The sequence below is a fragment of the Crossiella sp. SN42 genome (assembly GCF_023897065.1).
In the GTDB taxonomy this organism is placed as follows: Bacteria; Actinomycetota; Actinomycetes; order Mycobacteriales; family Pseudonocardiaceae; genus Crossiella.
This window is the reverse complement of the sequence record NZ_JAMHIV010000028.1, coordinates 133,819-159,808: the sequence shown is the minus strand read 5'-3', so window position 1 is coordinate 159,808 and position 25,990 is coordinate 133,819. Positions and strand designations below refer to the sequence as shown.

Sequence of the window (25,990 nt, the reverse complement as noted above, 5' to 3'; positions counted from 1 at the left end):
GTCTTTTTCTTTTGATCTTAAAAGCGAAAAGCGAAAAGAATGTCCTCGCCGGACGGGCAGACCCCCGGAGGGGTTTGACAAGTCAAAAGCCGGGACGAGCAGGTTGCGGGGTTGAGCAGGCTGCCGGAGCCGATTCCAGCGTGCTCGCGGTCCTCTTGTCTTCTCCGCACGACCTTCCGACAGCGAACCACATCCCAGCGATCAGCCGCCGTCACGCTGATCGGCGTTGGCGGCGGTTGCTGTGAGCGTCTGCTCGCTGGGATGCGGTTAGCAGTCTCCAGGCCGTACGGAGAAGACAAGAGGCCCACTTTGTGGGTTTTCACCCCGAGCTAACCCCGAGCCAGCCCCGGGCCTTGCCCGACGCGCTACGAGCGCCGGTCAGGCCACTGCGGGTGCTGAGCCTGCTGCTGTTGTTGTTGCTGTTGCTGCTGGGGATGCCCGCCGTTCTGCGTCCCGTGCTGTCCCTGCCCCGGCTGCTGCTGCTGCCCCTGTCCCTGCCCTTGCATCGGCTGGGTGGGTTGCGCGTGCTGCATCGGCTGGGTCGGCTGGGGGTGCTGACCCATCGGCTGCGTTGGCTGCGCGTGCGGCATGGGCTGGGTCGGCTGGTGGCCGTGCGGGGGGCGGGGCTGGGGTGGCATGGTCTGTTGGCCGTGACCTTGCGCACCCGGGTGCATGTGTAGGGATTGCCCGTGTTGTGGCCCATACCCTGCCTGCATGGCCTGGACCGCCTCCGGTGACAGGATCACGGTTGAGTCCGGATCGGCGTGGTGCGGGTCGTTCGCCGCGACCACGATCCGGGGTATCTGTACCGTGTTGGCCGCATCCATCGGCGAGGTGGCGTCGTCTGGTGTGACGACGAAGGAGCCACGCGCCCTGGCACGGGCTAGCAGCTCATCGGCCCGTTCGCGGGGATCCATCGCGCTGGCCTCTCCTGCGTTGCCTCGTCGCCTGGGGCGGATTTGCCGGCAGGCGGATACGGAGATCATCCCCCACGCTGTGGTGGTCGCTCTCCGGAGCCGCCGCTCGCCTGGTCCGGGTTCTCTGCAAGAGTATTCCGTCCCAGGGGGTCTCGTCAGGGTGAAGAGGAGTAACGGCATGTCGGCCAGTCCGGCGCCAGTCGAGGAGCAGGGGGAACGTGTGCGAAAACTGTCCGGTGTTGACGCGGTCGTGCTGGTCGGCGGCCAGGGCACCCGGTTGCGGCCGCTGACGCTGTCGGCGCCCAAACCGATGCTGCCGACGGCGGGTGTTCCCTTCCTCACCCACCTGCTCTCCCGGATCAGGGCGGCCGGCATCACCCATGTGGTGCTCGGCACCTCGTACAAGGCCTCGGTCTTCGAGGAGTACTTCGGCGACGGGTCGCGGCTGGGCCTTGAGCTGGAGTACGTGGTCGAGGACACCCCGCTCGGCACCGGCGGCGGCATCCGCAACGCGGCCTCCCGGCTGCGCGCCGAGCACATCATGGTCTTCAACGGCGACATCCTGTCCGGGGTCGACCTGGGCGCGGTCGCCGAGACCCACATCGGCAACGACGCCGACGTCACCCTGCACCTGGTGAAGGTGCCCGACCCGCGCGCCTTCGGCTGCGTGCCCACCGACGCCGACGGCCGGGTGCTCGCCTTCCTGGAGAAGACCGAGAACCCGCCCGCGGACCAGATCAACGCCGGTTGCTACGTCTTCAAGCGCTCGGTGCTGGAGGAGATCCCGGCCGACCGGCCCGTCTCGGTGGAGCGGGAGACCTTCCCCGGTCTGCTGGAGCGCGGCGCCCGCCTCCAGGGCCACGTGGACTCCTCCTACTGGCTGGACCTGGGCACCCCGGCCGCCTTCGTCAAGGGCTCGGCGGACCTGGTCCGCGGCCTGGCTCCCTCCGACGCGCTGCCCGCGCCGGCCGGGGAGTCGATCGTGCTGGACGGCGCGCTGGTCCGCGCGGACGCCAAGCTGGTCAACGGCAGCACCGTCGGCGCGGGCGCCCAGGTCGGTCCCGGCGCGACCGTGGACGGCTCGGTGCTCTTCGACGGTGCGGTGATCGGCGCGAACGCGGTGGTCGAGCGCAGCGTCATCGGCGCGGGCGCGCGGATCGGTGACGGTGCGGTGCTGCGCGGCGCGGTGATCGGTGACGGCGCGGTGGTCGGCGCCCGCTGCGAGCTGCTGGACGGCCTGCGGGTGTGGCCCAACACGGCGCTGGCCGACGGCTCGGTGCGCTTCAGCCACGACGCATGACCCTGGCCGCCCCGGCCGCCGAGCGGGCCTGGACCCCGCCGTTCGCTCTGGACCTGGCCGCCGTGCTCAAGCCGCTGCGCCGCGGCCCGGCCGACCCGTGCCTGCGGATCGGCCAGGACGGCACGGCCTGGCGCGCGAGCAACACCCCGGCCGGGCCCGCCACCCTGGCCCTGCGCCGCAGCGGCGGCGAGATCAGGGCCAGCGCCTGGGGTCCTGGCGCGGACCTGGCGCTGGCCGCGCTGCCGGACCTGCTGGGCGCGCGGGACGACGACACCGGCTTCGTCGCGCACCACCCGCTGATCGCGGAGTCCCGGCGGCGCGCGCCGGGGCTGCGGATCGGGCGGACGGGGCAGGTCTGGGACGTGCTGATCCCGGCGGTGCTGGAACAGAAGGTGACGGGGAAGGAAGCCTGGCGGTCCTGGCGGGAGCTGTGCCGCCGCTTCGGCACACCGGCCCCCGGCCCCGCGTTGCCCGGCGCACCGGAACCCGAGCCCGCCCTGTCCGGCGCACCTCTCGCCCCGCCCGCGGCCCTGACCCCGCTCTACACCCCACCCACTCCCCGCGCCCTGCTCGCGATCCCCGACTGGGAATGGCACCGCGCCGGCGTCGACGGCGCTCGCCGTCGCACCCTGCTCGCCGCCGCCTCCGTGGCCACCCGCCTGGAACGCGCCGTCGACCTCGGCGGTGAGGCGGGCCGCGAGCTGCTCCGCAAGGTCCCCGGCATCGGGGTCTGGACCGCGGCCGAGATCGCGCAGCGGGCCTGGGGTGACCCGGACGCGGTCAGTGTTGGCGACTTCCACCTGCACGACGTGGTTGGCTGGGCGCTGGCCGGGCGCAAGGCCAGTGACGAGGAGATGCTGGAGATCCTCGCGCCCTACGCCCCGCAGCGGCAGCGGGCCATCCGCTACCTGGAGTGCTCCGGGGCCCGCAAACCACGCTTCGGGCCCCGGTTCGCCGGCCGGGACTACCGGGCGATCTGACGCAGCGCCAGCTCCACCAGCCGCGGCACACTGTCCACATTGGACGGAAGTCCGTCGACCGGCCACCACTGGAGGTCGACCGACTCCGCGCTGCGCACCGGCCGCGCGCCCACCGGCGCGCGCACCAGGTACCGGACGTCCAGGTGCCTGGTCGGCCGGCCCAGTGAGCAGGTGATCGGGTGCACCTCCAGGTGCAGCGGGACGGGTTCGATCACCAGGCCGTCGATGCCGGACTCCTCGGTGGCCTCGCGCAGGGCGGCGGCCAGCAGGGTCGGGTCCTCTGGCTCGCAGTGGCCGCCCAGTTGGAGCCAGCGGCCCACCCTCGGGTGCAGGGTGAGCAGCACGTGCTCCGCGGTGGCGTCCAGCACGATCGCGGAGGCGGTCAGGTGCCCCGGCACGCAGGAGCGCTGACAACCGTCCTCGCGGGCGGCCAGGAAGCTCAGGAACGCGTGCCGCAGGCTCTCCTGGTTCGGATCCGCCGGCCGCCAGTCCGACAGCTCGGCGACCGCTTCGGCGTGCAGGCTCACAGCTCGATCAACTCCCCCTCGACGGACCGCGGCGGCCTCGGCGCGAGCGGGCCGTCCGCCGGATAACCCACCGCCACCGCGCCCAGCGGCGCGTAATCGGCTGGCAGGTCCAGGATCGAGCGCACGGTGTCCGGGCAGAAGATGGTCGAGGACACCCAGCAGGAGCCCAGCCCCTCAGCCGCCAGCGCCACCAGCAGGCCCTGCACGGCCGCGCCACCGGCCACGGTGAACATCGTCTTCTCCGCCGCGCTACGTCGCTCGTCCGGGTAGTCGTGCGCGCCGTCGGGAACTCCGAACGGCAGCACGATCTCCGGCGCTCCGTACAGCAGGTCGCCGCGCTTGATCCGCCGCTCGATCCGCTCCGCGGGCCAGCCGTCCGCGCGCAGGTCGGCCCGCCACTGCTCGCGCATGCCGTCCAGCAGCTTGGCCCGCAGCGCCCGGTCGCGCAGCCAGACGAAGCGCACCGGGTGGGTGTGGTGCGGCGCGGGCGCGGTCAGTGCGACGCCGACCGCCCGGCGCACCAGCTCCTCGGGCACCTCCTCCTGGCTGAAGGTCCGGATCGAGCGCCGGGTCAGCACCGCCTCCCGGCGGCCCTGCTCGATCGCCAGATCCGTGCCCAGCCGGAACAGGTCCTCCTCCAGTGGCCGGACCAGGTCACGGGCGGTGGAACCGTCGTCCACAATGGACATTCCGCGGACCACGGCCACCGGCAGCCCGCCCAGCTTGCCCTTCACCAGGTCGGCCGCGGCGGCCAGCTCGTCGGCCACCGCCACCTCGGTGACGTGCAGCTCGTTGCCCTGCGCGTCGGTCGACCCGGCATAGCGGTGCAGCACGGTGAGCCCGGCCGCGCCGATCGCCGCGTCGGTCTGCCCGACCCGCCAGGCCCGGCCCATGGTGTCGGTGACCACCACCGCGACCGTGACGCCCAGCCGCTCGCGCAGCTCCGCGCGCAGCCTCGCCGCCGAGCCGTCCGGGTCCTCCGGCAGCAGTGCCAGCTCATCGGTGGCCACGTTCGAGCCGTCCACCCCGGCCGCCGCCTGCACGATGCCCAGCCGGTTCTCGGTGATCAGCGTGCGGAACTTCCGCGCCACCAGCCGGACCGACTCGGCGGCCACCAGCTCGCGGCGCAGCGTGTCCCGCTGCTCGGGGTCGGTCGGCGCGCTGACCAGTCGGCCCTCCACTTTGGACAGAACCTTGCTGGTCACCACCAGCACGTCACCGTCGCGCAGCCAGGGCGCGGCCCCGGCCAGCGCGGCCGCCAGGTCGTCACCCGGCCGGAACTCCGGCAGACCGGTGACCGGCAAGATCTCCAGGGAAGCGGCGGCGTGGTCAGCCAACGGACACCCCGCCCAGCTCGAAGGCGTCCCTCGCCATCTGCGCGGTAGCGTCCACAGTGGACATGAGCAGTGGCACTGCGCGCACCTCCACCCCGTCCACCAGCGCGGAGTCCCCGGTGTGCACCAGCCAGCCGTCCAACACGCCACCGGACTTGCGCGATCCGTAGTGCCTGCCCACCGCCTCCGCGGTCGAGGCCACCCCGATCGCGGTCAGGCAGGCGTCGGCCATCCCGCGCAACGGTTTGCCGTCGATGATCGGCGACAGCCCGATGACGGGAGCCTCGGTCGCCGCGACCGCGGCCCGGATGCCCGGCACCGCCAGGATGGTGCCCACGCTGACCACCGGGTTCGACGGCGCGAGCAGCACGATGTCCGCGCCCGCGATCGCCTCGGCCACCCCCGGCGCCGGCTTGGCCTGCTCCGCGCCGACCGCCACGATCGCCCGCGCGGGCAACTGCGCCCGGTACCGGACCCACCACTCCTGGAAGTGGATCGCCTTGGGCTCACCGGAGTCCGGGTCCTCGATCGAGACATAGGTCTCACACCGGTCGTCGGTGGCCGGCAGCAGCCGCACCCCCGGCTGCCAGCGGTCGCACAGCGCCTCGGTCACCGCGGAGAGCGGGTAGTCCGCGCGCAGCATCCGGGAGCGCACCAGGTGGGTGGCGATGTCCCGGTCGCCGAGCCCGAACCAGCTCGGCTCGGCGCCGTAGGCCGCCAGCTCCTCCTTGACCGTCCAGCTCTCACCCGCGCGACCCCAGCCGCGCTCGGTGTCGATGCCACCCCCCAGGGTGTACATGCAGGTGTCCAGATCCGGACACACCCGCAGGCCGTGCAGCCACACGTCGTCGCCGTTGTTCACCACCGCGGTGATCTCATGCGGCGACGCGCCCGCGCCGACCGCGGGCAGGCCCAGCGCGGCCTTGACCCCTTGCAGGAAACGGGCGCCACCGACGCCACCTACCAGCACAACGACCTTCACAGTCGCCCATCCTCCCCGTTTTGCCCGAACGGGCGAACTTGGGGGCCGCGCTCCGTAATCATGATCACCACGGCGAACGCCCCTCCCAGAACCGGAACCCGGCCTGGCCCTTGAACAGCTCGGTGATGTCGCCGCCCAGCGACTGATAGATCCACAGCACCGCGCCGGAGAACGCCTGGCCAACCAGCGGCACCCCGATCAGCAGCGCGAACAGCACAAAAGGCGCCCACGGCCGGGCCTTCGCGCCGAACTCCCTGGCTTGGTAGGACAGGTACGGCTCGATCACGCCGAACCCGTCGAGGCCGGGAATGGGCAGGATGTTGAGCACGAAGGTGAACAATTGCAGGTAGGCCAGATAGGACAGTCCGGCTGCCAGTCCTTCGGGTGGATTTGTCAGTACCACCGTCGCAATGAGCAACAGACCGATCACCAGGTTCGCCATCGGCCCGGCCAGCGAGACGAAGGACTCCCCGCGCCGGGTGCGCAACGCGTGCCGATCGATCCACACCGCGCCGCCCGGCAGCGGGATGCCACCGACGGCGAGCAGCAACAGCGGCAGCAGCAGGCTCAGCACCGGATCGGTGTACCTGCGGATGTCCAGGGTGAGATATCCCTTGTGCCGCACCGAATAATCGCCGTTGCGGAAGGCGAGATAGGCGTGCCCGAACTCGTGCAGGCACAGCGAGACCGCCCAGCCACCGAGCACCAACAGGACGATTCCGGCAGTGCGTGCCACATTCTGGTCCAAGGTGGACAGCACGCCGCCGCCGACCGTGACCGCCAGCAGGATTAGGAACAGCGGGCTTGGGGCAACCGAGGATCTCGTCACAGCAACACTCTGCCCTGCCGGTGAACCTCCTTGCCAGCGGGGCAGATTCGTCCCCCGTCGTGTGTACTTGGCTTGACCCTCTTGCATCCCACAGGTCTAATCACATTGGTGTCATTCGTCGGGTGGGACGGCGAATGGGGTCCGCCACCGGGGAGTGCGGGAGGAGCGGACAGTGGAAGAGAACGAAGGGAGCCGAGTGGGAGAGCGGGACTCCGCACCCACTGGCGTGGGAGTGCTGGTCGATCTCTTCGACCCCGCCCTGGAGGCGGACGAGGAGCACGACTGGCAGGAACGGGCACTGTGCGCGCAAACCGACCCGGAGGCGTTCTTCCCTGAGAAGGGTGGATCCACCAGGGAGGCCAAGCGGATCTGTGCCGGTTGCGAGGTTCGGGCCGAGTGCCTCGAGTACGCCCTTGCGCATGATGAGCGCTTCGGCATCTGGGGCGGTCTGTCCGAGCGAGAGCGCCGCAAGCTCAAACGCCGAGCGGTGTGACATAACGGTTCGGTGTGGCCGGGTGAGATCACCCGGTCGCACCCCGTAGCGTTTTCCACCACGTGCCAGTGGATTCCACCGGCACGTGGTGGAAGCGCCGCCGACTCGAGGGACCAGCTTGCCGCACCCGCAGCCGGGCACCACGCCGGTGCTCGCCGTGATCGTCTGCCATGAGGGCGCGGAATGGTTGCGGCCGCTGCTCTCCGCGCTGCGCCACCAGACCCTGCGCCCCCGGCACATCCTGGCCGTGGACACCGGATCCACCGACGCCACCGCCCGCCTGCTGGCCGCCGCGGCCACTGGTCCGGACCGGCTGCTCGACGGCGTGCTCACCGAAGCCCCAGGCACCGGATTCGGCGTCGCCGTTGCCAAAGCCGTCGAAGCCGCCACCGAGCGCTGGGGCGACCCCGGCAAGTGGATCTGGTTGCTGCACGACGACTCCGCGCCCGAACCCGACTGCCTGCCCGCCCTGCTGAGCACCGCCGAGCTCGCGCCGTCGGCGGCCATCCTCGGCCCGCTCGCGGTGGACTGGGCCGACCCCAGGCTGGTGGTGCAGGGCGGGCTGTCCCTGGACGCCTCCGGCCACACCCAGACCGGCATCTCCGGCGCGGAACTGGCGCACGGCGGCGGCTTCGACCAGAGCCGGGACGTGCTCGCGGTCGGCACCGCGGGCGCGCTGGTCCGGCGCGAGGTCTGGGAGGCCCTCGGCGGGCTGGATCCCGCGCTGCCACTGGGCTGCGACGACATCGACCTCGGCTGGCGGGCCAACCTGGCCGGGCACCTGGTGCTGCTGGTGCCCACCGCCCGGATCCGGCATGCCCGTGCCGCGGAACGGGATCAGCGACCGGTGCACGCGGTGCCCAGCCTGGCCCGCGCCCGCCGCGCGCACGGCCTGCGCACCTTCCTGGTCAACACCAGCCTGCCCTCCTTCGTGCTCGGCCTGCCCCGGCTCGCGGTGCTGTGCCTGCTGCGCGCGCTGGGTTTCCTGTTGCTGCGCCGGACAACTTCCGCGGGCGCCGAGCTGGCCGCCCTGGGCTACCTCTTCGGCGGCCGGGCCGGTCTGCTGGCCGCGCGGCGATCCCGCGCCGCCACCCGCACCGTGCCGCCATCGGAGATCCGCGGACTGTTCACCTCCCGGCTCACCAGGCTGCGCAACGCGGTGCAGGGCGGGCTGCTGCACCTGCTGCGCAACCGGGTGCGCGCCGATGTCAGCCTCGGCCGGATCCCGGCCAGCCCGGTGCCGGAGTGGACCGAACCCGGTGCGCCACAACGCCGTCCCGGCCCACCCGCACTGCCCGCCGGCGCGCTCGGACCGAGCCGCCGCCGGGACGCCGCGCGCAGGTTGGGACCCGCCGGGCTGCGCAGGCCTGCCGGACCGGTGGTGGTCGAGGTCGCGGCCACCGCGGCGCTCCAGCGCAGGCCCAGCCCGCGCCCCCGGCCCTCGCCGGTGCCGCGCGGCACCCCGCGACCGGCCGAGCTGGTGCTGGTGGAGATCGACCGCGGCCGGGTGCTGCGCGAGCTGTTACTCAGCCCGGTGCTGTTCCTGGTGCTCGGCCTGACCGTGCTGGCGCTGGCCACCCAGTGGGCCCGGCTCGGCGGCGACCTCGCCGGCGGCAGGCTGCTGCCCGCCGGGAGCCTCGGCGAGACCTGGGCCGGCTACGTGGCCACCTGGCAACCGGTCGCGGGCGGCAGCATCGCGCCCGCGCCGATGACCGCCGGGGTGCTCGCGGTGCTGGGTTCGGTGTTCGGCGGCCCGTCAGCGGTGGTCTCGGTGCTGCTGCTCGGCGACCTGCCGCTGGCCGGGCTGACCGCCTACCTGGCCACCCGCCGCCTGCGTGCCTCGCGCGCGGTCCGGGCCGCGGTGGCCGCCGGGTACGCGCTGCTGCCCATCGCCACCGCCGCCACCGCGCAGGGCAGGCTGGACGTGGTGGTCGCGCACATCCTGCTGCCGCCGGTGCTGGCCGGGGTGGCCGCGATCCTGTGGCCCCGGCGGCCGGACATCGGCTGGCTGTCGGTCACCTGCGCCACCGCGCTCGCGCTGGCCGTGCTGGGCGCCTTCCACCCGCTGCCGCACCTGCTCGTGCTGCTGGCCGCGCTGACCGGGTTCGTGCTGGTGCCGGGCGAAGGCCGCCGCCGGGTGGCCGCGCTGTTCACCCTGGTGCTGCTGCCGCTGGCACTCCAGCTGCCCTGGCCGGCGCAGGTGCTGCGGCACCCCTCGGTGCTGCTGCACGGCACCGGAGCCCCGATCCGGGAGACCCGCGCCAACCCGCTCGACCTGCTGGCCCTCTACCCCGGCGGCCCCGGTGCGCTGCCCTGGCTCGGCCTGGTCGCGGTGCTGGCCGCGCTGACCGCCGCGGTGCTGCGCCCCCGCCCGCTGATGCTGCCCGGTCTGGCCCTGTTCGCACTGGGCGCGGCCGCGGCCATCGCGACCGGGCTGATCGAGGTCACCCCGGTCAACGGCGGCCCGCCCAGCACCGGCTGGACCGGCGCCCCGCTGCTGCTGGCCGCCTGCGGCCTGGCCTGGATCGTGCTCACCGCCGCCCTGCCCGGCCCGCCGGCCGCGATCCCGGTCCGCCTGCTCGCCGGCACCGGAGCCGCGACCCTGGCCGCCCTCGCCGCGAGCACGCTGCTCGTTGGCCCGGACGGCCCGTTGAAGTCCGCGCCGCCGGTGCTGGTGAACAGCCTGCTGGCCGAGCTGCGCGAGACCGGCGCCGCGGTGCTGGAGGTCGGCGCGTTCGGCCAGCCCAGCCGCCAGACCACCGGCCGCCTGCCCCGCTTCGGCGATGACGACGTGCTGGCCGCGCCAGGCGCCGCCCAGCGGATCAACGACACCGCCACCGCCCTGCGCGCCGGCACCTCGGAGGCCGTCCGCGCCGCCCTGCAGTCCGCCGGTGCCAGCGGCATCCGGTTCCTGCTGCTGCCCGACCCGGACACCGCTGCCAGGGTCCGCGCCTCAGCCCCCGACCTGGTGGTGGCCGACGCCACCGCCACCGACGGCCGCCCGGTGCTGCGCCTGCCCACCGCCCGCGGCCCGGTCACCCTGCTGGCCGGCGAGGCCGCGCTGCGCGCCCGCACTGGCGGCATCCCGGCCGGAGGAGTCGAGTTCACCTCGGTCGAGGCCCGGCCACCGGAGATCGCTGTCGCGGTCAGCGCCGGGCCGCTGGGCCGGGTGCTGGTGGTCGCCGCCGAGGACGAGCGTGGCTGGCTGGCCACTGTCCACGGCCGAGAGGTTCCGCTGGCCAGGGCCTACGGCCACCTGGTCGCGGTCGCCCTGCCGGAAACCGCGGCCGAGATCCGCGTCACAGTGCCGGCCACCCTGCCGACTTTGCTGTTGCTGGCCCAGGCGGCGATCGCTCTGTTCACCGCGCTGACCGCGGTGCCTAGTCGCCGTCGATGACTTCCGGGTCCAGGCCGAGGTAGGTGGCGACCTGTTCGACGAGCACGTCGTGCACCAGGTCGGAGAGGTCCGCGCCGTCCTTCGCGCGGGCTTCCAGCGGACGGCGGTAGAGCACGATGCGCGCCCGGGTGGGCAGGCCGCGGCGGTCCACGCCGGCCGGCACCAGCCGGGCCAGCGGCACGTTGCCGTCCTCGACCACGTCATCGCCCCAGCTCAGCGCCTCGGGTTTGGCCGAGGGCAGCTCAGGGACGTCGTCCACCGCGACGTCCAGCTGGGTCAGCTCGTTGCGCCAGCGCTGCTCGATCGGCTCCAGGGCCTCCAGCACCACCGCGTCGAAACGCTCCGAGCGACTGCGGGCAGCGGGCATCGTCGAGGGGTAGAGCTGCCCTCGCATACCTCGCCCGTGCCGGTCCCGACGCTGCCTGATCCCCCGTCGGGTACCCCTTGCCATCACCACGGCCACTGAGGGTACGCGGATGTCATCCGCGTGCCTGCCGCACAGGGTGGACAGGAGGCGCTATCGTCCCCAATCGTGCGGAGCGTAAGAAGGTGCTCGCGGACCGGGTGCACGAACCCGGCCGTTGCGACGCTGACCTACGCCTACGCCGACTCCACCGCGGTCGTCGGGCCGCTGGCCACCTATTCCGAGCCGCACAGCTACGACCTGTGTGAACAGCACGCGATGCGGCTCACCGCCCCCCGTGGGTGGGAGGTCGTCCGGCACGAGGGCGAGTTCGCCGTTCCCCAACCTACGGTGGACGACCTGACCGCGCTGGCCGAGGCGGTGCGTGAGGCAGGCCGGGCGGACCGCCCGATCGAAGCGACCGAGCCCGCCTACGGCACCGGCCGACGCGGCCACCTAAGGGTGCTCCCAGACCCTCTCGAGGACTGAACACAACCGCAGAGTCGCCGCCGGTAGGCTTCGGGGCAGCTGTCCAAGTGAGCCGAAGTCAGGAGAAGGCGTGCGAGACCTGTCCGGCATCGTCAAGGCCTACGACGTCCGCGGGTTGGTGGGAGAACAGCTCGACACCGACGTGGTGCGCGACCTCGGTGCGGCCTTCGCCCGGCTCGTCGGTGGCCCCGCCGTGGTCATCGGGCACGACATGCGCGAGTCCTCACCCGGCTTCGCCACCGCCTTCGCCGAGGGGGTCACCGCCCAGGGCGTCGACGCCGTCTCCATCGGCCTGGCCAGCACGGACATGCTCTACTTCGCCTCCGGCAAGCTGAACCTGCCCGGCGCGATGTTCACCGCCAGCCACAACCCGGCCCAGTACAACGGCATCAAGCTCTGCCGCGCTGGCGCCGCGCCGGTCGGCCAGGACAGCGGGCTCACCGAGATCCGCGAGATGGTCGAGCAGGGCGTGCCCGAGTTCCTCGGCGCCCGCGGCTCGGTCTCCGAGCGCGACCTGCTCACCGACTACGCCGCCTACCTGCGCGGCCTGGTCGACCTCACCGGCATCCGGCCGCTGAAGATCGTGGTGGACGCGGGCAACGGCATGGGCGGCTACACCGTGCCCGAGGTGTTCAAGGGCCTGCCCATCGAGGTCGTGCCGATGTACTTCGAGCTCGACGGCAACTTCCCCAACCACGAGGCCAACCCGCTGGACCCGAAGAACATCGTGGACCTGCAGGCCAAGGTGCGCGAGATCGGCGCGGACGCGGGCATCGCCTTCGACGGCGACGCCGACCGCTGCTTCGTGGTCGACGCCAACGGCGACCCGGTCTCGCCGAGCGCGATCACCGCGCTGGTCGCGGTGCGCGAGCTGGCCAAGGAGCCGGGCGGCACGATCATCCACAACCTGATCACCTCCAAGGGCGTGCCGGAGATCGTCGCCGAGCACGGCGGCAAGCCGGTGCGCACCAGGGTCGGGCACTCCTTCATCAAGCAGACCATGGCCGAGACCGGCGCCATCTTCGGCGGCGAGCACTCCGCGCACTACTACTTCCGGGACTTCTGGCGGGCCGACACCGGCATGCTGGCCGCCATGCACGTGCTGGCCGCGCTCGGCGAGCAGGACAAGTCGCTGGCCGAGATCACCAGGGACTTCGCCCGCTACGCCGCCTCCGGTGAGATCAACTCCACCGTGCACGACCAGGCGGACCGGCTGGCCGCGATCAAGGCGGCCTTCGGCGGCAGGGACGGGGTGACGCTGGACGAGCTGGACGGGCTCACCATCGAGCTGCCGGACGGCTCCTGGTTCAACCTGCGCGCCTCCAACACCGAGCCGCTGCTGCGACTGAACATCGAGGCCAAGGACGCCGAGGCCGTCGCCGCGCTGCGCGACGAGGTCCTGGCGATCGTCCGGGCCTGAGGAGGGAAACAGAGGTGAGCACCGTGTCCACGCAGCTCGACCCGGATCTGCTGGAGATCCTGGCCTGCCCGTGCCCCGTGCACGGCAAGCTGACCCCCGGCACACCCGATGACGCCGAGGCCGACTACCTGTCCTGCACCGCCTGCACCCGCCGGTTCCCGGTGCGCGACGGCATCCCGGTGCTGCTGCTCGACGAAGCCGAGGGTGGCCCCGCCACCGACGGGCCGTCCGCCGCAGGGTGACCCTGGTGCTCGACGACGTCCTGCTCGACGACCCGGCCCGGCTCGCCGAGGCCGACACCGGAGGGCTGTTGCGGGCGGCCGCCTCGGCGGGCGCCCAGATGCGCTCGACCATCGAGGCCGCGCAGGAGTTCGGCCTCGACCGGCTCGCCGAAGACCGCCCCCGCGCGCTGGTGCTGCTCACCAGGCCCGGTGTCGGCCCGGCGGCCGCGGCGCTGCTGGCCGCGCTGCTCGGCCCGGCCTGCCCGGTGCCGGTGGTGGTCACCGACGTGGTGCCCACCTGGATCGGCGCGCTGGACATGATCATCGCGCACGCCGACGACCCCGGTGACCCGGTGCTCGCCGAGTCCATCGACCGCGCCGCCCGCCGCGGCGCGCGGATCGTGCTCACCGCGCCCGCGGAGGGCCCGGTGGCCGCCGCGGCCGCCGGCCAGGCCCTGCTGCTGCCGCCACGGGTGCACGCGCCGCACGGCCTGGGCTTCGCCCGCGCGCTGGCCGCCGGGCTGCTCACGGTCACCAAGCTCGGCCTGCTGCGCACCGACGTCGGCCTGATCGCCGACGAGCTGGACCGGGAGGCCGAACGCGACCACCCGATGCACGAGTCCTTCGTCAACCCGGCCAAGGCGCTCGCGCTCCGGCTGGCCGACCGGACCCCGTTGCTCTGGGGGCTCGACCACGTCGCCACCGCGGTGGCCGCGCACGCCGCGCAGTCACTGGCCACCTTCGCCGGAGTGGTCTCCGACGTGGCCGGATACCCGCAGGCCGTGCTCCGGCCCGCGCTGCACCGCGCGGCCGTGCAGGGCACATCCGGCCACGACCTGTTCGCCGACCCGGACGACCTGTCCACCGGGCCGACCCCGCGGGTGCTGCTGCTCGCGGTCCGCCGCGGCCCGATCGCCGATGCCACCCGCCGCGCCGCCGAGGACACCCTCCCCGGCGCCGACCTGGTGGCCCCGGCCGAGGAGGTCACCGGCGACGAGGCCCTGTGCGCCGCGCTGCTCGCGGTGCGCTTCGACCTGGCCGCCCTGTACCTGGGGCTGGCCGCCGGCACGCTGGGCGGGCCGGGAGTGGTGTCGCCGGTCATCGCCTGAGGCGAGCGACCCGCGAGACCCGAACCAGGAAGTGAGAAGGAACAGTGGACCTGCTGCGCAACGCGGTGCGGCCCTACGCGTGGGGCTCGCGCACCGTGATCGCGGAACTGCTCGGGCGCGAGGTCCCGGCCCCGCACCCGGAGGCCGAGCTGTGGCTGGGCGCCCATCCCGGCGACCCGTCCACGCTGCTCGGCCCGGACGGCGCGGAGACCTCGCTGCTGGCCGCGATCAACGGTGAACCGGAGTTCCACCTCGGCAAGGCCTGCGCCCGCCGCTGGGACAACCGGCTGCCGTTCCTGCTCAAGGTGCTCGCCGCCGAGGAGCCGCTGAGCATCCAGGCGCACCCCTCGGCCGCCCAGGCCGCCGAGGGCTACGCCAAGGAGGAGGCGGCTGGCATCCCCAGGGACGCGCCCAACCGCAACTACCCCGACCCGACCGCCAAGCCGGAGCTGATCTGCGCGCTCTCGGAGTTCCACGCCCTGGCCGGGTTCCGGGACGCCGACCGGACCGTGGCGCTGCTGGCCGCGCTGGACGTGCCCGAGCTGGCCGGACACGCCCAGCTGCTGGCCGCCGACCCCGGCCCGGACGGGCTGCGCGCGTTGTTCACCACCTGGATCACCCTGCCCCAGCTCGCGCTGGAAGGGCTGCTGCCACCGCTGCTGGAGGCCTGCATCCGGCACCTGCGCGAGCGCGGCGAGTTCGCCCTGGAGTGCCGCACCGTGCTGGAGCTCGGCGAACGCCACCCCGGCGACGCAGGCGTGCTGGCCGCGCTGCTGATGAACCGGCTGGTGCTCCAGCCCGGCGAGGCCATCCACCTGCCCGCCGGCAACCTGCACGCCTACCTGCACGGCACCGGCGTGGAGATCCTGGCCAACTCCGACAACATCCTGCGCGGCGGCCTGACCCCCAAGCACGTGGACGTGCCGGAACTGCTGCGGGTGCTGGACTTCTCCTGCGGGGACATGCCGGTGCTGCGCGGCGAGCGGGTCAGCCGCCACCTCACCGCGTACCCGACGCCCGCGCCGGAGTTCGAGCTGTCCAGGGTGGACATCCCGGCCGGCGCCCCGGCCGCCGAGGAGGTGCTGCTGCCCGCCGACGGGCCGCAGATCCTCCTGTGCACGCAAGGGAAAGCCCTGCTCACCGCCGAGGACGGCACCCGGCTGGAGCTGCCCCGCGGCGCCTCGGCCTGGCTGGCCGCCGGTGATCCGAAGACCAGGGTGTCCAACCTCGCCGGCACCGATCTGCAGGTCTTCCGCGCGACCGCGGGCACGGACGGCTAGTCTCCCCTCCGGACCAGCCGGGGCAGGACAATCCGGACACGACACCACGAGGAGTTGTTGTGGCAGCAGGGGGCGGCACCAGGGCGATCGTGGCGGCATTGGTCGCCAACGCGGGGATCGCCGCCGCGAAGTTCGTCGGCTTCGCCATCACCGGCTCGTCCTCGATGCTCGCCGAGGCCGTGCACTCGGTGGCCGACACCTCCAACCAGGCGCTGCTGCTGGTCGGGCAGAAGACCGCCGCGCGCAAGCCGAGCGAGTCGCACCCGTTCGGCTACGGCCGGGACCGGTACTTCTACTCCTTCGTGGTCGCGCTGCTGCTGTTCACCCTGGGCTCGGCGTTCGCGCTCTACGAGGGCATCCACAAGCTGGAGGCCCCGGAAGCGCTGACCTCGCCGCTGGTCGCGGTGGGCATCCTGGTGGTGGCCATCGGCCTGGAGAGCTGGAGCTTCCACACCGCGATCCAGGAGTCCAGGAAGATCAAGGGCAACGCCACCTGGTGGCAGTTCATCCGCAACGCCAAGACCCCGGAACTGCCGGTGGTGCTGCTGGAGGACCTCGGCGCGCTGGTCGGCCTGGTCCTCGCGCTCGGCGGTGTCGGCATGACCGTGCTGACCGGCGACCCGGTCTGGGACGCCATCGGCACCCTGTGCATCGGCGTGCTGCTCGGCGTGATCGCGATCACCCTGATCATCGAGACCAAGAGCCTGCTCATCGGCGAGGGCGCCAACCCGGACGTGCTCGCGGTGATCGTGGACGAGCTGGCCACCGCCACGGTGGACCACGTGATCCACATCCGCACCCAGTACATCGGCCCGGACGAGCTGCTGGTCGCGGCCAAGATCGCGTTGCAGCCCAAGCTTTCCGTGGCCGAGGTGGCCCAGGCGATCAACGACGCCGAGTCGCGGGTGCGGGCCAAGGTGCCGGAGGCCCGGCTGATCTACCTGGAGCCCGACCTGGACCACTCGGTCAAGGCAGGCGCCTGAGTTCTCCTGCCGCCGGCGGGCGTTGATTTGTGGATAACCGTGGAGAAACCACAGAACGTCCGCCGGTAGGGTGAGCGCCGCCCACGACAGTGTTGTCGGGGGCGCCCCCACCGGGGCACAGGCGGGAGAACTTTTTCAGGAGGTTGGGCGTGCCAGGCAGTGGCTTGTGGCGCACTAAGGGCGTTGAGCAGTCGATCGCCGACACCGATGAGCCGGAGACCAAGCTCAAGAAGGACCTCAACGCCTGGGACCTCACGGTCTTCGGCGTCGCGGTGGTGATCGGCGCGGGCATCTTCACCCTGGCCGCGCGGACCTCAGGGGACATCGCCGGCCCCGGCGTGACGATCTCCTTCGTGCTGGCCGCCATCACCTGTGGCCTGGCCGCGCTCTGCTACGCCGAGTTCGCCTCCACCGTGCCGGTGGCGGGCAGCGCGTACACCTTCTCCTACGCGACCTTCGGCGAGTTCATCGCCTGGATCCTCGGCTGGGACCTGATCCTGGAGTTCGCGCTGGCCGCGGCCGTGGTCGGCAAGGGCTGGTCCAGCTACCTGGCCAACGTGCTGGAGATCGCCGGGCTCAAGGCGCCCACCACGGTCTCGATCGCCGGGCTGGACTTCGACTGGGGCGCGGTGCTCGTGGTGCTGGTGCTGACCGCGCTGCTGGCCCTGGGCACCAAGCTGTCCTCCAGGGTCAGCCTGGTGATCACCGCGATCAAGGTCGCGGTGGTGCTGCTGGTCATCCTGGTCGGCTTCTTCTACATCAACACCGCCAACTACACCCCGTTCATCCCGCCGGCCGCCGAGGCCGGTGGCGCGGTGGCGCACGCGGGCAGTGGGCTGGACCAGTCGCTGTTCTCGCTGATCTTCGGCGGGGCCAGCAGCACCTACGGCCTCTACGGCGTCTTCGCCGCGGCCTCCATCGTGTTCTTCGCCTTCATCGGCTTCGACATCGTGGCCACCACCGCGGAGGAGACCCGCAACCCGCAGCGCGACGTGCCGCGCGGCATCCTCGGCTCGCTGGCCGTGGTCACCGTGCTCTACATCGCGGTGTCCCTGGTGGTCACCGGCATGCGCCCGTACACCGCGCTGGCCACCAAGCCAGGCCCGGACGGCAAACCGGTGCGCTCCACGCTGGCCTCGGCCTTCTCCGACGTCGGGGTCACCTGGGCGGCCAGCATCATCGCCATCGGCGCGCTGGCCGGTCTGACCACCGTGGTCATGGTGCTGCTGCTGGGCCAGAGCCGGGTGCTGTTCGCCATGTCCCGCGACGGCCTGGTCCCGCAGGGCCTGGCCAAGACCGGCAAGCACGGCACCCCGGTGCGCGCCACCCTGTTCGTCGGCATCGTGGTCGCCATCGCGGCCGGTTTCTTCGACGCCGGGCGACTGGAAGAGATGGTCAACGTCGGCACGCTGTTCGCCTTCGCGCTGGTCTCCGCCGGTGTGCTGGTGCTGCGCAAGACCCGGCCCGACCTCAAGCGCGGCTTCCGCACCCCGTGGGTGCCGTTCGTGCCGATCGTGGCGATCATCGCCTGCCTGTGGCTGATGCTGAACCTGACCGCCCTCACCTGGGTCCGCTTCGGCGTCTGGATGCTCGCCGGCGTGGTGCTCTACTTCGCCTACGGCCAGCGCAAGTCCGTGCTCGCCCGGCGTGAGCGCGAGAGCGTGAGCGGCTAGTCCCGCAGGCCGAGGAGGTCGCTGGCGGCACACCAGTCGGCGACCTCCTCAGCCAGCTCCGCCTCAGTGCGTCCGGCCACCTGGAGCTCCAGCACCGGCAGCACCGAGCGCGCGGCCAGCTTCCGCAGCTGTTCCTGCTCGCGGACGAAGATCGACAGGTCGTCGTACTGCGCCGGATTCCCGGACACCGTCAACCGTTCCGCCCGCGCCGCCGGGAACGTCGCCGGCTCGCGCAGGCAGAGCACCAGCCCAAAACCCAAGGGCCGCAAGCGCTCCTCGATCCAGCCGAAGTCGAACTCCCGGCCCGCCCGGTGCTGGAAGGCCGCGGTGGACAGGTGGAACCGGTCCACCAGCCACGAGTAGTAGCGCTGTAGCTCGAACATCCGCAGCCAGGTCGAGTAGGTCTCCCTGGCCAGCTCCGCCTCGGACTCCGCGAAGTTGATCAGCCCGCGCCCCCACGGCCGGTTGGTGAACCCGCACCACTCCGCGGAGATCAGCGGCGAGTGGTACCGGTACTTGCGCGGCCCGACCAGGCGCGGGTGCTCGTTGAGCGCGAAGGCCAGCTCGGTCTTCCCGGTGAGCCGGGTGCCCTCCAGGATCAGCTTCGGCGCGAGCTTCGGCGGTGGCGGCCTCATGCCAGCGCCCGCACAACCGGGTCGAACTCGATCTCGAAGGCCTTCGGGTCCTCCAGCAGCGACCGCGAGGCCAGCAGGTCCGCCGACCCGCGTTGCCAGAAGAACCGGCCCCGCACCGGCACCACGGTGATGGTCAGCCCGAACGGCCGCACCGGCCGCCCCAGCCGGTCCTCGAAGGAGTTCACGAACTCGGTGATGAACAACCCGCCGTAGCGCGGCCCGTCATCCCCGGACCGCCGCTGCCGCTCCCACTCCCGCAACGGCTCCACCAGCTCCAGCGCCGCCGCGGTCAGCACCGGCCGGTCCCGCACGCTGCGCCGCTGCCCGTAGAGCAGCTCATCCAGCCACGCCACCCACTCCCGCTCGGCAGCGGCCCGGTCCACCCGGTTCGCCCCGATCACCGGCACGGACGGCTCGACCAGGGGGAAGGGATCTTCGGGAGCGCTCAGCGCCAGCGCGTCCCGAACGAACAGAGCGCCACTGAGCGCACTGTCCTCGCTGATGGAGACGGTCCAGGTGGGCTGTCCGTGTTCGCGCATCACGATCCAGTGTGCCGGTAGCGTGCCGCCGTGACCATCCTTTGCCTCGACGTCGGTTCGACGTGGACCAAGGCCGCGCTGGTCGGCCCGGACGGCGCGCTGCTCGGCACCGCCCAGCACCCCACCACGCCGCCCGAGGTGCTCACCGGCATCGACGCGGTCACCGCCGAACTGCACGCCACCGGCGCCGAGGTGCTGGCCTGCTCCTCGGCCGGTGGCGGCCTGCGGCTGGCCGTGGTCGGCCAGGAACGGCTGGTCAGCGCCGAGGCCGCCTACCGGGTCGCGCTCTCGGCCGGGGCGAAGATCGTGCACGTGGCCGCGGGCGAGCTGGACGGGGCGGACATCAAGGCGTTGCGGGCCAGCGCGCCCGACGTGCTGCTGCTGGTCGGCGGCACCGACGGCGGCGAGACCAGGGTCTTGGCGCACAACGCGAAGCGGGTGGCGGCCAACCGGTTGCGGGCGCCGGTGGTGCTGGCCGGGAACCGGGAGGTGCGGGCCGAGGCGACCGCGGCGCTGACCGCGGCCGGGCGGACCGTGATCGCCACTGACAACGTGCTGCCCGATGTCGGCGAGCTGGCGCCGGGCCCGGCGCGGGCGGCGATCCGCGAGATGTTCCTGACCCACGTCATCGGCGGCAAGGGCCTGTCCAGGGGACCGCGGTTCCGGCGGCTGGTCCGGGCGGTCACGCCGGACGCGGTGCTGCGCGGGGTGGCCGAGCTGGCCGCGGCGCTGGCCGGCTCGGACGCCCCTGGCGCGGTGCTGGTGGTGGACGTGGGCGGGGCGACCACCGACGTGTACTCGGCGGTGGCGACCGTGGACGAGCTGGCCGGGCGCAGCACGGTGGAGCTGCCGCCGGACCGCCGGACCGTGGAGGGCGACCTGGGCATGCGCTGGTCCGCGCCCGGGGTGCTGGCCGAGGCGGTGGCGGAGCGGTTGATCGACGCGGCGGAGGCGGAGTCCCTTGCCGCGCGGGCGGAGTTCCGGGCCGGGGCGGTGGACTGGGTGCCCGCTGACGAGGCGGAGACCGCGGTGGACGGGCGGATCGCCGAGCTGGCCGCGGTGCTCGGCCTGCGCCGCCACCTGCGGCTGGTCGCCGGGCGGCTGGGACCGCAGGGGGTGGGGCTGCTGGTGCTCTCCGGCGGCGTGTTCCGGCACGCCGAGCCCGCCAGGGTCGAAGCCGTGGTGACCGCGCTGCGCGCCGACCCGGTGCTGCGGCCGGTGCTGCGCAACGCCAGGGCCGTGGTGGACCAGCGCTACGTGCTCGCCCCCGCCGGACTGCTCGCCGAGGCCGGGCACGGCGCGGCCGGCCGGAAACTGCTGACCGGGGCGCTAGGGCTTCTCTAGCCCGGCGGCGATGCTCACCGCGCGGTCCCACTCCGGATCCGGCTGGTACTGCACGTGCCCCAGCACGCCAGGCGCCCAGCGGCGGAACGGGAACGGGCCGCGCATCGGGTCCGGCAGCCAGTGGTCGCCGCCGAGCACCAGCGCGCCGTTCGGGCCGACCGTGGCCGCGGGCAGCGGGCCGGTGGTGCCGTCGGCGCGGAAGCCCACGCCCAGCATCATCCCGTCGTAGACCTGCCTGGCCCAGGTGGTCACCGCGCCGCCCAGCGGATCGGTGCCCCGGCACAGCGAGCGCCACCGCCCGCCCAGCTGCCCGTTCAGGGCCGCCAGCGAGGAGAACGGCACCACCGCGGGGAACGCCCTCGGGTACGCCCACTGCAACTGCGAGCCCGCGGTGACCAGGCCGATCCGCTCCCGGTCGTACTCCGAGGCCGAGTCCAGCAGCCGGGACACCGCGACCGCGGCCAGCAGGCTGCCCTGGCTGTGCCCGACCAGCACCACCCGGTTGCCCGGTTCCTTCAGGTGCTCCTGGGCGCGGGCCACCAGCTCCGGCACCACCTTCATCGCGTAGCACGGTGGCACCGTCGGATGCGCCTCGCGCGGCCAGAACGCGGCCAGATCCGCCAGCACGCCAACCTGTTTCGCCCGTTCCGGGTGCCGCGCGGCCAGCCACACCAGGTACAGCAGCCCGCCGCCGAGCACGCCGAGCGCGACCACGCCGACCCCGGACAGCGGGGCCAGTCCGGTGGGCAGCGGCGTGCCCAGCGCCTGCATGGTCACCGAGGCCGCCGCGCCGAGGCCGAGCAGCCCGGCGAAGCAGATCAGCAGGTGGTGCGCGTGCCGGCGCTGCCACTCCGCCCGCCGCCAGGCCCGCGCCGCGCGCAGCTCGTCCTTGGGCCGGTCCTTGTGCAGCAGGCGCACCTCCGGCGGGACGTAGCTGCCGCGCCGCACCCGCAGTCGCCGCAGCAGCAGCACCACCGGCGCGCACAGCACCGCCACGGTCACCGCGACCCCGGCCGCGGTGCCCCACACCAGCGTCACCCAGCGGTAGCCCGAGGGCAGATCCAGCTGCACCGGGGTGAGCAGCTGCTCGAAGGTGATCGCGATGCCTGCGCCGAACCCGCCGCCCAGCAGCCCGGCCAGCCCCAGCACCGGCGCGGCCATCCAGCCACCGGCCCACGGCCGCAGGTTCCTCGGCAGCTTGCGCCAGGTCGGCCGGGCCAGCAGCGCGGCCGGGATCAGCAGCAGCCCGAACAGCACGCAGCACAGGCCAAGCCCGACCGCGATGCCCTGCACGGTGCCGTCGGAGGCGGGCAGCGGCCCGGACAGCTCCGGCGTGTACGCCGCCGCCGCGCCCAGCAGCACCAGCGAGGCCAGCACCAGCATCCGCCGCGGCGCCGGGGCCAGCGCGGCCCGCAGCCAGCGTCCGGCCCGGTCCGGGTGGCTGCCGCCGGGGTCGTCGAGCAGCAGCACGCCCAGCGCGCACAGCCCGAGGATCAGCACCGTGGTGCCCCACAGGGCGGCCAGGTCTGCCCGAAGGGGACCAGCCGGACCGCCCAGCAGCAGCCAGGCCACGGTGGCCGGCGCGGCCGCGGTGTGCAGGCCGCGCAGCGCGGGGGTGTCCGGATCGGCGGTGACCCCGGCCCCCGGCAGGTTCGACATGGCGTGCCCTGGCGGGTCCGCGGTGTGCGGCACGGCAAGCTCCCAGTCCACCCCGGAGACCCGGAACAGCACCGCGATCGCGACCAGCACCGGCAGCAGCCCGGAGATCATCCGCAGGGTGGCGGAGTCGCGCAGCCAGGCAGGCGTCAGCCCGCCCGCGCACTCCAGCGCGGGGGAGAGGCACTGCGCCGCGACCAGGTCCACCGAGACCACCGCGAGCTGCCCGATGAACAGCATGGTCAGCCCCAGCGCGGCCACCCGCAGCAGCGCCCGCAGCAGCACACCCAGCACCTTGGCCGGCCGCGATCCCGGCGGCACCGGCGGCAGCATCCAGTGCGCCACGTTGGCCAGGGTGAACGGGAACAGCAGCGCCCAGGTGGCCTTGGCCACACCGCCGGAGGTCATCGCGCCCCACACGTAGCCCTCGATCACCCTGGCGATCGGCCGTCCGCCCAGCGACAGCGAGGGCCCGGACACCGGCCGCTCCATCCGGTCCGCGGGCCGCACCACCCGGCCCAGCCCGTCCCCGGCCACGTCGACCGCGCTGGCAGAGCCGGTCACCGACTCCGGGGTCGCGCCGAGCACCCCCGGCACGCGCAGCTCGACGACACGGGTGTCGGGACCGGGAAGAAGCACAGTTGTCTCCGAACCATTTTGATCTTTGAGGTCGTGTGTGGCGGATCTTGTGCGTGAGCGCCGGATTCCAGGTTGTCCCTGGTGGCGGCGCCGGGACGACCTCGTACTGGGCGTACTTGGTCGTTCCGGCGCCGCCACCAGGGACGGCCTGGGACCGGCGATCATGTGCAAGATCCGCCACACACGACCTGAGTTTCAGGTCACACCAGGGCCGGTGAAATCCAGCCGAGGGGTCATCTTCGGACATCCAGCTGTTGAATTACGTCATATGCCGTTCCCGGCGTGGCTGGTTGTAGGGTGGCCAGCGGATTCCCAAGACTTGGATGGAGCCGGTTCATGACCGCCGAAAGGCTGCAGACCCGTAATGGCATCGACTTCGCGGTAGCCGATCTTTCGCTGGCCGAGTTCGGCCGCAAGGAGATCCGTCTGGCCGAGCACGAGATGCCGGGCCTGATGGCGCTGCGCCGTGAGTACGCGGAGGTCTACCCGCTGCGTGGCGCGCGGATCGCCGGCTCGCTGCACATGACCGTGCAGACCGCGGTGCTCATCGAGACCCTGGTGTCGCTGGGTGCGGAGGTGCGCTGGGTCTCCTGCAACATCTTCTCCACCCAGGACCACGCCGCGGCCGCGGTCGTCGTCGGTCCGCACGGCACCGAGGAGGAGCCCAAGGGCGTCCCGGTGTTCGCGTGGAAGGGCGAGACCCTGGAGGAGTACTGGTGGTGCACCCGCCAGCTCTTCGACTTCGCCGACGGCCAGGGCCCGAACATGATCCTGGACGACGGCGGCGACGCCACCATGCTGGTGCACAAGGGCACCGAGTTCGAGAAGAACGGCGTGGTGCCCAACACCGAGGCCGACGACCCGGAGGAGTGGCAGGTCTTCCTGGAGCTGCTGCGGCAGTCCCTCAAGGAGTCCGACAACCGCTGGACCAAGATCGGTGAGGGCATCCTCGGCGTCACCGAGGAGACCACCACCGGCGTGCTGCGCCTGTACCAGCTGGCCGAAGCGGGTCAGCTGCTCTTCCCCGCGATCAACGTCAACGACTCGGTCACCAAGTCGAAGTTCGACAACCGCTACGGCTGCCGCCACTCGCTGATCGACGGCCTCAACCGGGCCACCGACGTGCTCATCGGCGGCAAGGTCGCGCTCGTCGCGGGCTACGGCGACGTCGGCAAGGGCTGCGCGGAGTCCCTCCGCGGCCAGGGCGCCCGGGTGATCGTGGCCGAGATCGACCCGATCTGCGGCCTGCAGGCGGCCATGGACGGCTACCAGGTCGGCACCATCGACAAGCTGGTCGACCAGGCGGACATCATCATCACCGCCACCGGCAACAAGGACGTGCTGCTCGTCGAGCACATGGCCCGGATGAAGCACCAGGCGATCGTGGCGAACATCGGCCACTTCGACAACGAGATCGACATGGCCGGGCTGCAGCGCTACCCGGGCATCCACCGCACCAACATCAAGCCGCAGGTCGACGAGTGGCGCTTCCCCTCCGGCCGCACGGTCATCGTGCTCTCCGAGGGCCGCCTGATGAACCTGGGCAACGCCACCGGCCACCCGAGCTTCGTCATGTCGAACTCCTTCTCCAACCAGGTGATCGCGCAGATCGAGCTGTTCACCAAGAACGAGGAGTACGACAAGGAGGTCTTCCGCCTGCCGAAGGCGCTGGACGAGAAGGTCGCCAAGATCCACCTCGAGGCCCTCGGCGGCGAGCTGACCAAGCTCACCAAGGAGCAGGCCGAGTACATCAACGTGGACGTCGAGGGCCCGTACAAGCTGGACCACTACCGCTACTGATCCTGCCGGTCAGTTCGGGTTTTTCGCGGCGGGCTCGTCCTTCGGGGCGGGCTCGCCGTCGTTTGTCAGCGCCAGTCCACCGCGATCCCGGCCAGCCCCGGCCCGGCGTCGGCGAAGAACGCGCTCACCCTGGCATCGGCGCACACCAGCTCCTCGGACTCCGCGGGCACCGCGTCCTCCCTGGCCAGCACCCGGCGCACGCAGCGGGCGGGCAGCGCCTTGCGGTGGAAGCTCAGCTGCAGCAGGTACGCGCCGCAGTGCGTGCGCAGCATCCGGTGGTAGCCGGGCGACTCGGCCCCGGTCCCGTCCAGCACCGAGTACTCGAAGACGTGCGTCTCGCCCTCGGCCAGCCGCCGGTCGAACAGCAGCTCGATGGCCAGCGCGCCAGGGCCGCCGTCCCGCCAGCGGACCCGCCCGATCCGGCAGCCCTCCTCCGCCCGCACGGTCACCTTCGTCATGTCCGCGCCGTCATCGCCGTGATATACCGCCAGATACCGGTAGGGCCCCGGCTGCACCGCCCTGACCACCAGCTTCGACCGCACGCTGCGCTGCACCCGGTCCTGGCCGAAGGCCACCACCTCGTGCACCATCCGGACCCGCATCGCGGTGTTGCACCGGTGCACCTCGGGCGCGGCGTCCAGCTCCTCCAACAGGTCCGCGGTGATCTTGCCGACCTCCACCAGGTCGGCGAAGGAGGTCAGCTTCTCCCGGTCCGCGCCCGGTGGCCGGTGCTGCGGGCCGAGCAGCACCACCAGTGAGTCCGAGGGCAGCCGGAGCACCGTCTCCAGCGCGCGCACCGTGGGCAGCGAGCCGGGCACCTCGGGGTGGCGCAGGCCGCGCTGCCAGTAGCTCAGGGTGGACTGGCCGGTGCTGATGCCCAGGCGGCGCAGGTGCGCGGTGAGCCGGGCCAGGGACAGGCCGCGGCAGCTGATGGACTCCCGCAGGGCGCGGTGGAACGGGCCGTAGCGGAGCGCGTCGGCGAGACCCTCTGGGACGTCGGAGACCATGCCACTTACCTTCCGACCACGATTTTCACGCCC

At 72.6% G+C, this 25,990-nt stretch carries 23 protein-coding genes; 14 read left to right on the top strand and 9 right to left on the bottom strand.

Annotation, left to right across the window (positions count from 1 at the left end; translation table 11 throughout):
• The first annotated feature begins 392 nt into the window (after positions 1–392).
• From M8C13_RS30975 to M8C13_RS30965, 3 genes are all read left to right on the top strand, one after another.
• Positions 393–680, top strand: a complete 288-nt coding sequence (locus tag M8C13_RS30975; protein ID WP_252484291.1) for a hypothetical protein — start codon at positions 393–395, stop codon at positions 678–680.
• 415 nt (positions 681–1,095) lie between these two features.
• Positions 1,096–2,217 (top strand): sugar phosphate nucleotidyltransferase, encoded by a 1,122-nt coding sequence (locus tag M8C13_RS30970; protein ID WP_252484285.1) that lies wholly within the window; start codon positions 1,096–1,098, stop codon positions 2,215–2,217.
• Complete coding sequence (locus M8C13_RS30965) at positions 2,214–3,197, top strand: DNA-3-methyladenine glycosylase (RefSeq protein WP_252484284.1); 984 nt, start codon at positions 2,214–2,216, stop codon at positions 3,195–3,197. Before M8C13_RS30970 ends, M8C13_RS30965 begins: the two co-directional genes overlap by 4 nt.
• Here the strand turns inward: M8C13_RS30965 and M8C13_RS30960 are convergent.
• The 4 genes from M8C13_RS30960 to M8C13_RS30945 form a co-directional block, all read right to left on the bottom strand.
• Positions 3,182–3,724: an NUDIX hydrolase gene (locus M8C13_RS30960; protein ID WP_252484283.1), complete on the bottom strand. Its 543-nt coding sequence runs from the start codon at positions 3,722–3,724 to the stop codon at positions 3,182–3,184. The genes M8C13_RS30965 and M8C13_RS30960 overlap by 16 nt on opposite strands.
• Positions 3,721–5,061, bottom strand: coding sequence for a coenzyme F420-0:L-glutamate ligase (locus M8C13_RS30955; protein ID WP_252484282.1), 1,341 nt, complete (start codon positions 5,059–5,061; stop codon positions 3,721–3,723). The genes M8C13_RS30960 and M8C13_RS30955 overlap by 4 nt, the downstream gene beginning before the upstream one ends.
• Positions 5,054–6,040: a 2-phospho-L-lactate transferase gene (cofD, locus tag M8C13_RS30950; protein ID WP_252484281.1), complete on the bottom strand. Its 987-nt coding sequence runs from the start codon at positions 6,038–6,040 to the stop codon at positions 5,054–5,056. The genes M8C13_RS30955 and cofD overlap by 8 nt, the downstream gene beginning before the upstream one ends.
• Positions 6,041–6,104: 64 nt before the next feature.
• Positions 6,105–6,869, bottom strand: coding sequence for a site-2 protease family protein (locus M8C13_RS30945; protein ID WP_252484280.1), 765 nt, complete (start codon positions 6,867–6,869; stop codon positions 6,105–6,107).
• A 226-nt stretch (positions 6,870–7,095) separates the two neighbouring features.
• Between M8C13_RS30945 and M8C13_RS30940 the strand changes: the two genes are divergently transcribed.
• Together M8C13_RS30940 and M8C13_RS30935 are read left to right on the top strand one after the other, a co-directional pair.
• Positions 7,096–7,362 carry a WhiB family transcriptional regulator gene (locus M8C13_RS30940; protein ID WP_252484290.1) on the top strand — a complete coding sequence of 89 codons (267 nt, stop codon included), beginning with the start codon at positions 7,096–7,098 and terminating at the stop codon, positions 7,360–7,362.
• A gap of 118 nt (positions 7,363–7,480) precedes the next feature.
• Entirely contained in the window at positions 7,481–10,759 is a 3,279-nt protein-coding gene (locus M8C13_RS30935) for a glycosyltransferase family 2 protein (protein ID WP_252484279.1), read from the top strand.
• Here M8C13_RS30935 and M8C13_RS30930 read toward each other — a convergent pair.
• Positions 10,743–11,210: a metallopeptidase family protein gene (locus M8C13_RS30930; protein WP_252484289.1), complete on the bottom strand. Its 468-nt coding sequence runs from the start codon at positions 11,208–11,210 to the stop codon at positions 10,743–10,745. The genes M8C13_RS30935 and M8C13_RS30930 overlap by 17 nt on opposite strands.
• An 81-nt stretch (positions 11,211–11,291) precedes the next feature.
• On the opposite strand from M8C13_RS30930, the gene M8C13_RS30925 reads away from it, so the two are divergent.
• From M8C13_RS30925 to M8C13_RS30895, 7 genes are all read left to right on the top strand, one after another.
• Entirely contained in the window at positions 11,292–11,651 is a 360-nt protein-coding gene (locus M8C13_RS30925) for a DUF3499 domain-containing protein (RefSeq protein WP_252484278.1), read from the top strand.
• Positions 11,652–11,721: 70 nt separating this feature from the next.
• Positions 11,722–13,071 (top strand): phosphomannomutase/phosphoglucomutase, encoded by a 1,350-nt coding sequence (locus M8C13_RS30920; RefSeq protein WP_252484277.1) that lies wholly within the window; start codon positions 11,722–11,724, stop codon positions 13,069–13,071.
• Between the two features lie 23 nt (positions 13,072–13,094).
• Positions 13,095–13,313, top strand: coding sequence for a Trm112 family protein (locus M8C13_RS30915; protein ID WP_252484276.1), 219 nt, complete (start codon positions 13,095–13,097; stop codon positions 13,311–13,313).
• A gap of 5 nt (positions 13,314–13,318) precedes the next feature.
• Positions 13,319–14,401 (top strand): SIS domain-containing protein, encoded by a 1,083-nt coding sequence (locus M8C13_RS30910; RefSeq protein ID WP_252484275.1) that lies wholly within the window; start codon positions 13,319–13,321, stop codon positions 14,399–14,401.
• A 44-nt stretch (positions 14,402–14,445) separates the two neighbouring features.
• Positions 14,446–15,681: a mannose-6-phosphate isomerase, class I gene (manA, locus tag M8C13_RS30905; protein ID WP_252484274.1), complete on the top strand. Its 1,236-nt coding sequence runs from the start codon at positions 14,446–14,448 to the stop codon at positions 15,679–15,681.
• Positions 15,682–15,740: 59 nt separating this feature from the next.
• Entirely contained in the window at positions 15,741–16,664 is a 924-nt protein-coding gene (locus tag M8C13_RS30900) for a cation diffusion facilitator family transporter (RefSeq protein WP_252484273.1), read from the top strand.
• A 149-nt stretch (positions 16,665–16,813) separates the two neighbouring features.
• Complete coding sequence (locus tag M8C13_RS30895; RefSeq protein ID WP_252484272.1) at positions 16,814–18,337, top strand: amino acid permease; 1,524 nt, start codon at positions 16,814–16,816, stop codon at positions 18,335–18,337.
• On the opposite strand, the gene M8C13_RS45160 is transcribed toward M8C13_RS30895, so the two are convergent.
• Together M8C13_RS45160 and M8C13_RS30885 are read right to left on the bottom strand one after the other, a co-directional pair.
• On the bottom strand, positions 18,334–18,972 hold the full coding sequence (locus M8C13_RS45160) for a hypothetical protein (protein ID WP_305884023.1): 639 nt from the start codon (positions 18,970–18,972) through the stop codon (positions 18,334–18,336). The genes M8C13_RS30895 and M8C13_RS45160 overlap by 4 nt on opposite strands.
• Positions 18,969–19,511, bottom strand: coding sequence for a hypothetical protein (locus M8C13_RS30885; RefSeq protein ID WP_252484271.1), 543 nt, complete (start codon positions 19,509–19,511; stop codon positions 18,969–18,971). The genes M8C13_RS45160 and M8C13_RS30885 overlap by 4 nt, the downstream gene beginning before the upstream one ends.
• A 30-nt stretch (positions 19,512–19,541) precedes the next feature.
• Between M8C13_RS30885 and M8C13_RS30880 the strand changes: the two genes are divergently transcribed.
• On the top strand, positions 19,542–20,855 hold the full coding sequence (locus M8C13_RS30880; protein ID WP_252484270.1) for a glutamate mutase L: 1,314 nt from the start codon (positions 19,542–19,544) through the stop codon (positions 20,853–20,855).
• Here M8C13_RS30880 and M8C13_RS30875 read toward each other — a convergent pair.
• On the bottom strand, positions 20,841–23,150 hold the full coding sequence (locus M8C13_RS30875; RefSeq protein ID WP_252484269.1) for a hypothetical protein: 2,310 nt from the start codon (positions 23,148–23,150) through the stop codon (positions 20,841–20,843). The genes M8C13_RS30880 and M8C13_RS30875 overlap by 15 nt on opposite strands.
• 336 nt (positions 23,151–23,486) lie before the next feature.
• Here M8C13_RS30875 and ahcY point away from each other — a divergent pair, with 336 nt between their 5' ends.
• Complete coding sequence (gene ahcY / locus M8C13_RS30870) at positions 23,487–24,950, top strand: adenosylhomocysteinase (RefSeq protein WP_252484268.1); 1,464 nt, start codon at positions 23,487–23,489, stop codon at positions 24,948–24,950.
• 65 nt (positions 24,951–25,015) lie between these two features.
• Here the strand turns inward: ahcY and M8C13_RS30865 are convergent, their stop codons facing one another.
• The gene (locus M8C13_RS30865) at positions 25,016–25,957 is read right to left on the bottom strand and encodes a helix-turn-helix transcriptional regulator (protein WP_252484267.1); all 942 of its coding nucleotides are present in this window, start codon (positions 25,955–25,957) and stop codon (positions 25,016–25,018) included.
• Between the last annotated feature and the right edge of the window lie 33 nt (positions 25,958–25,990).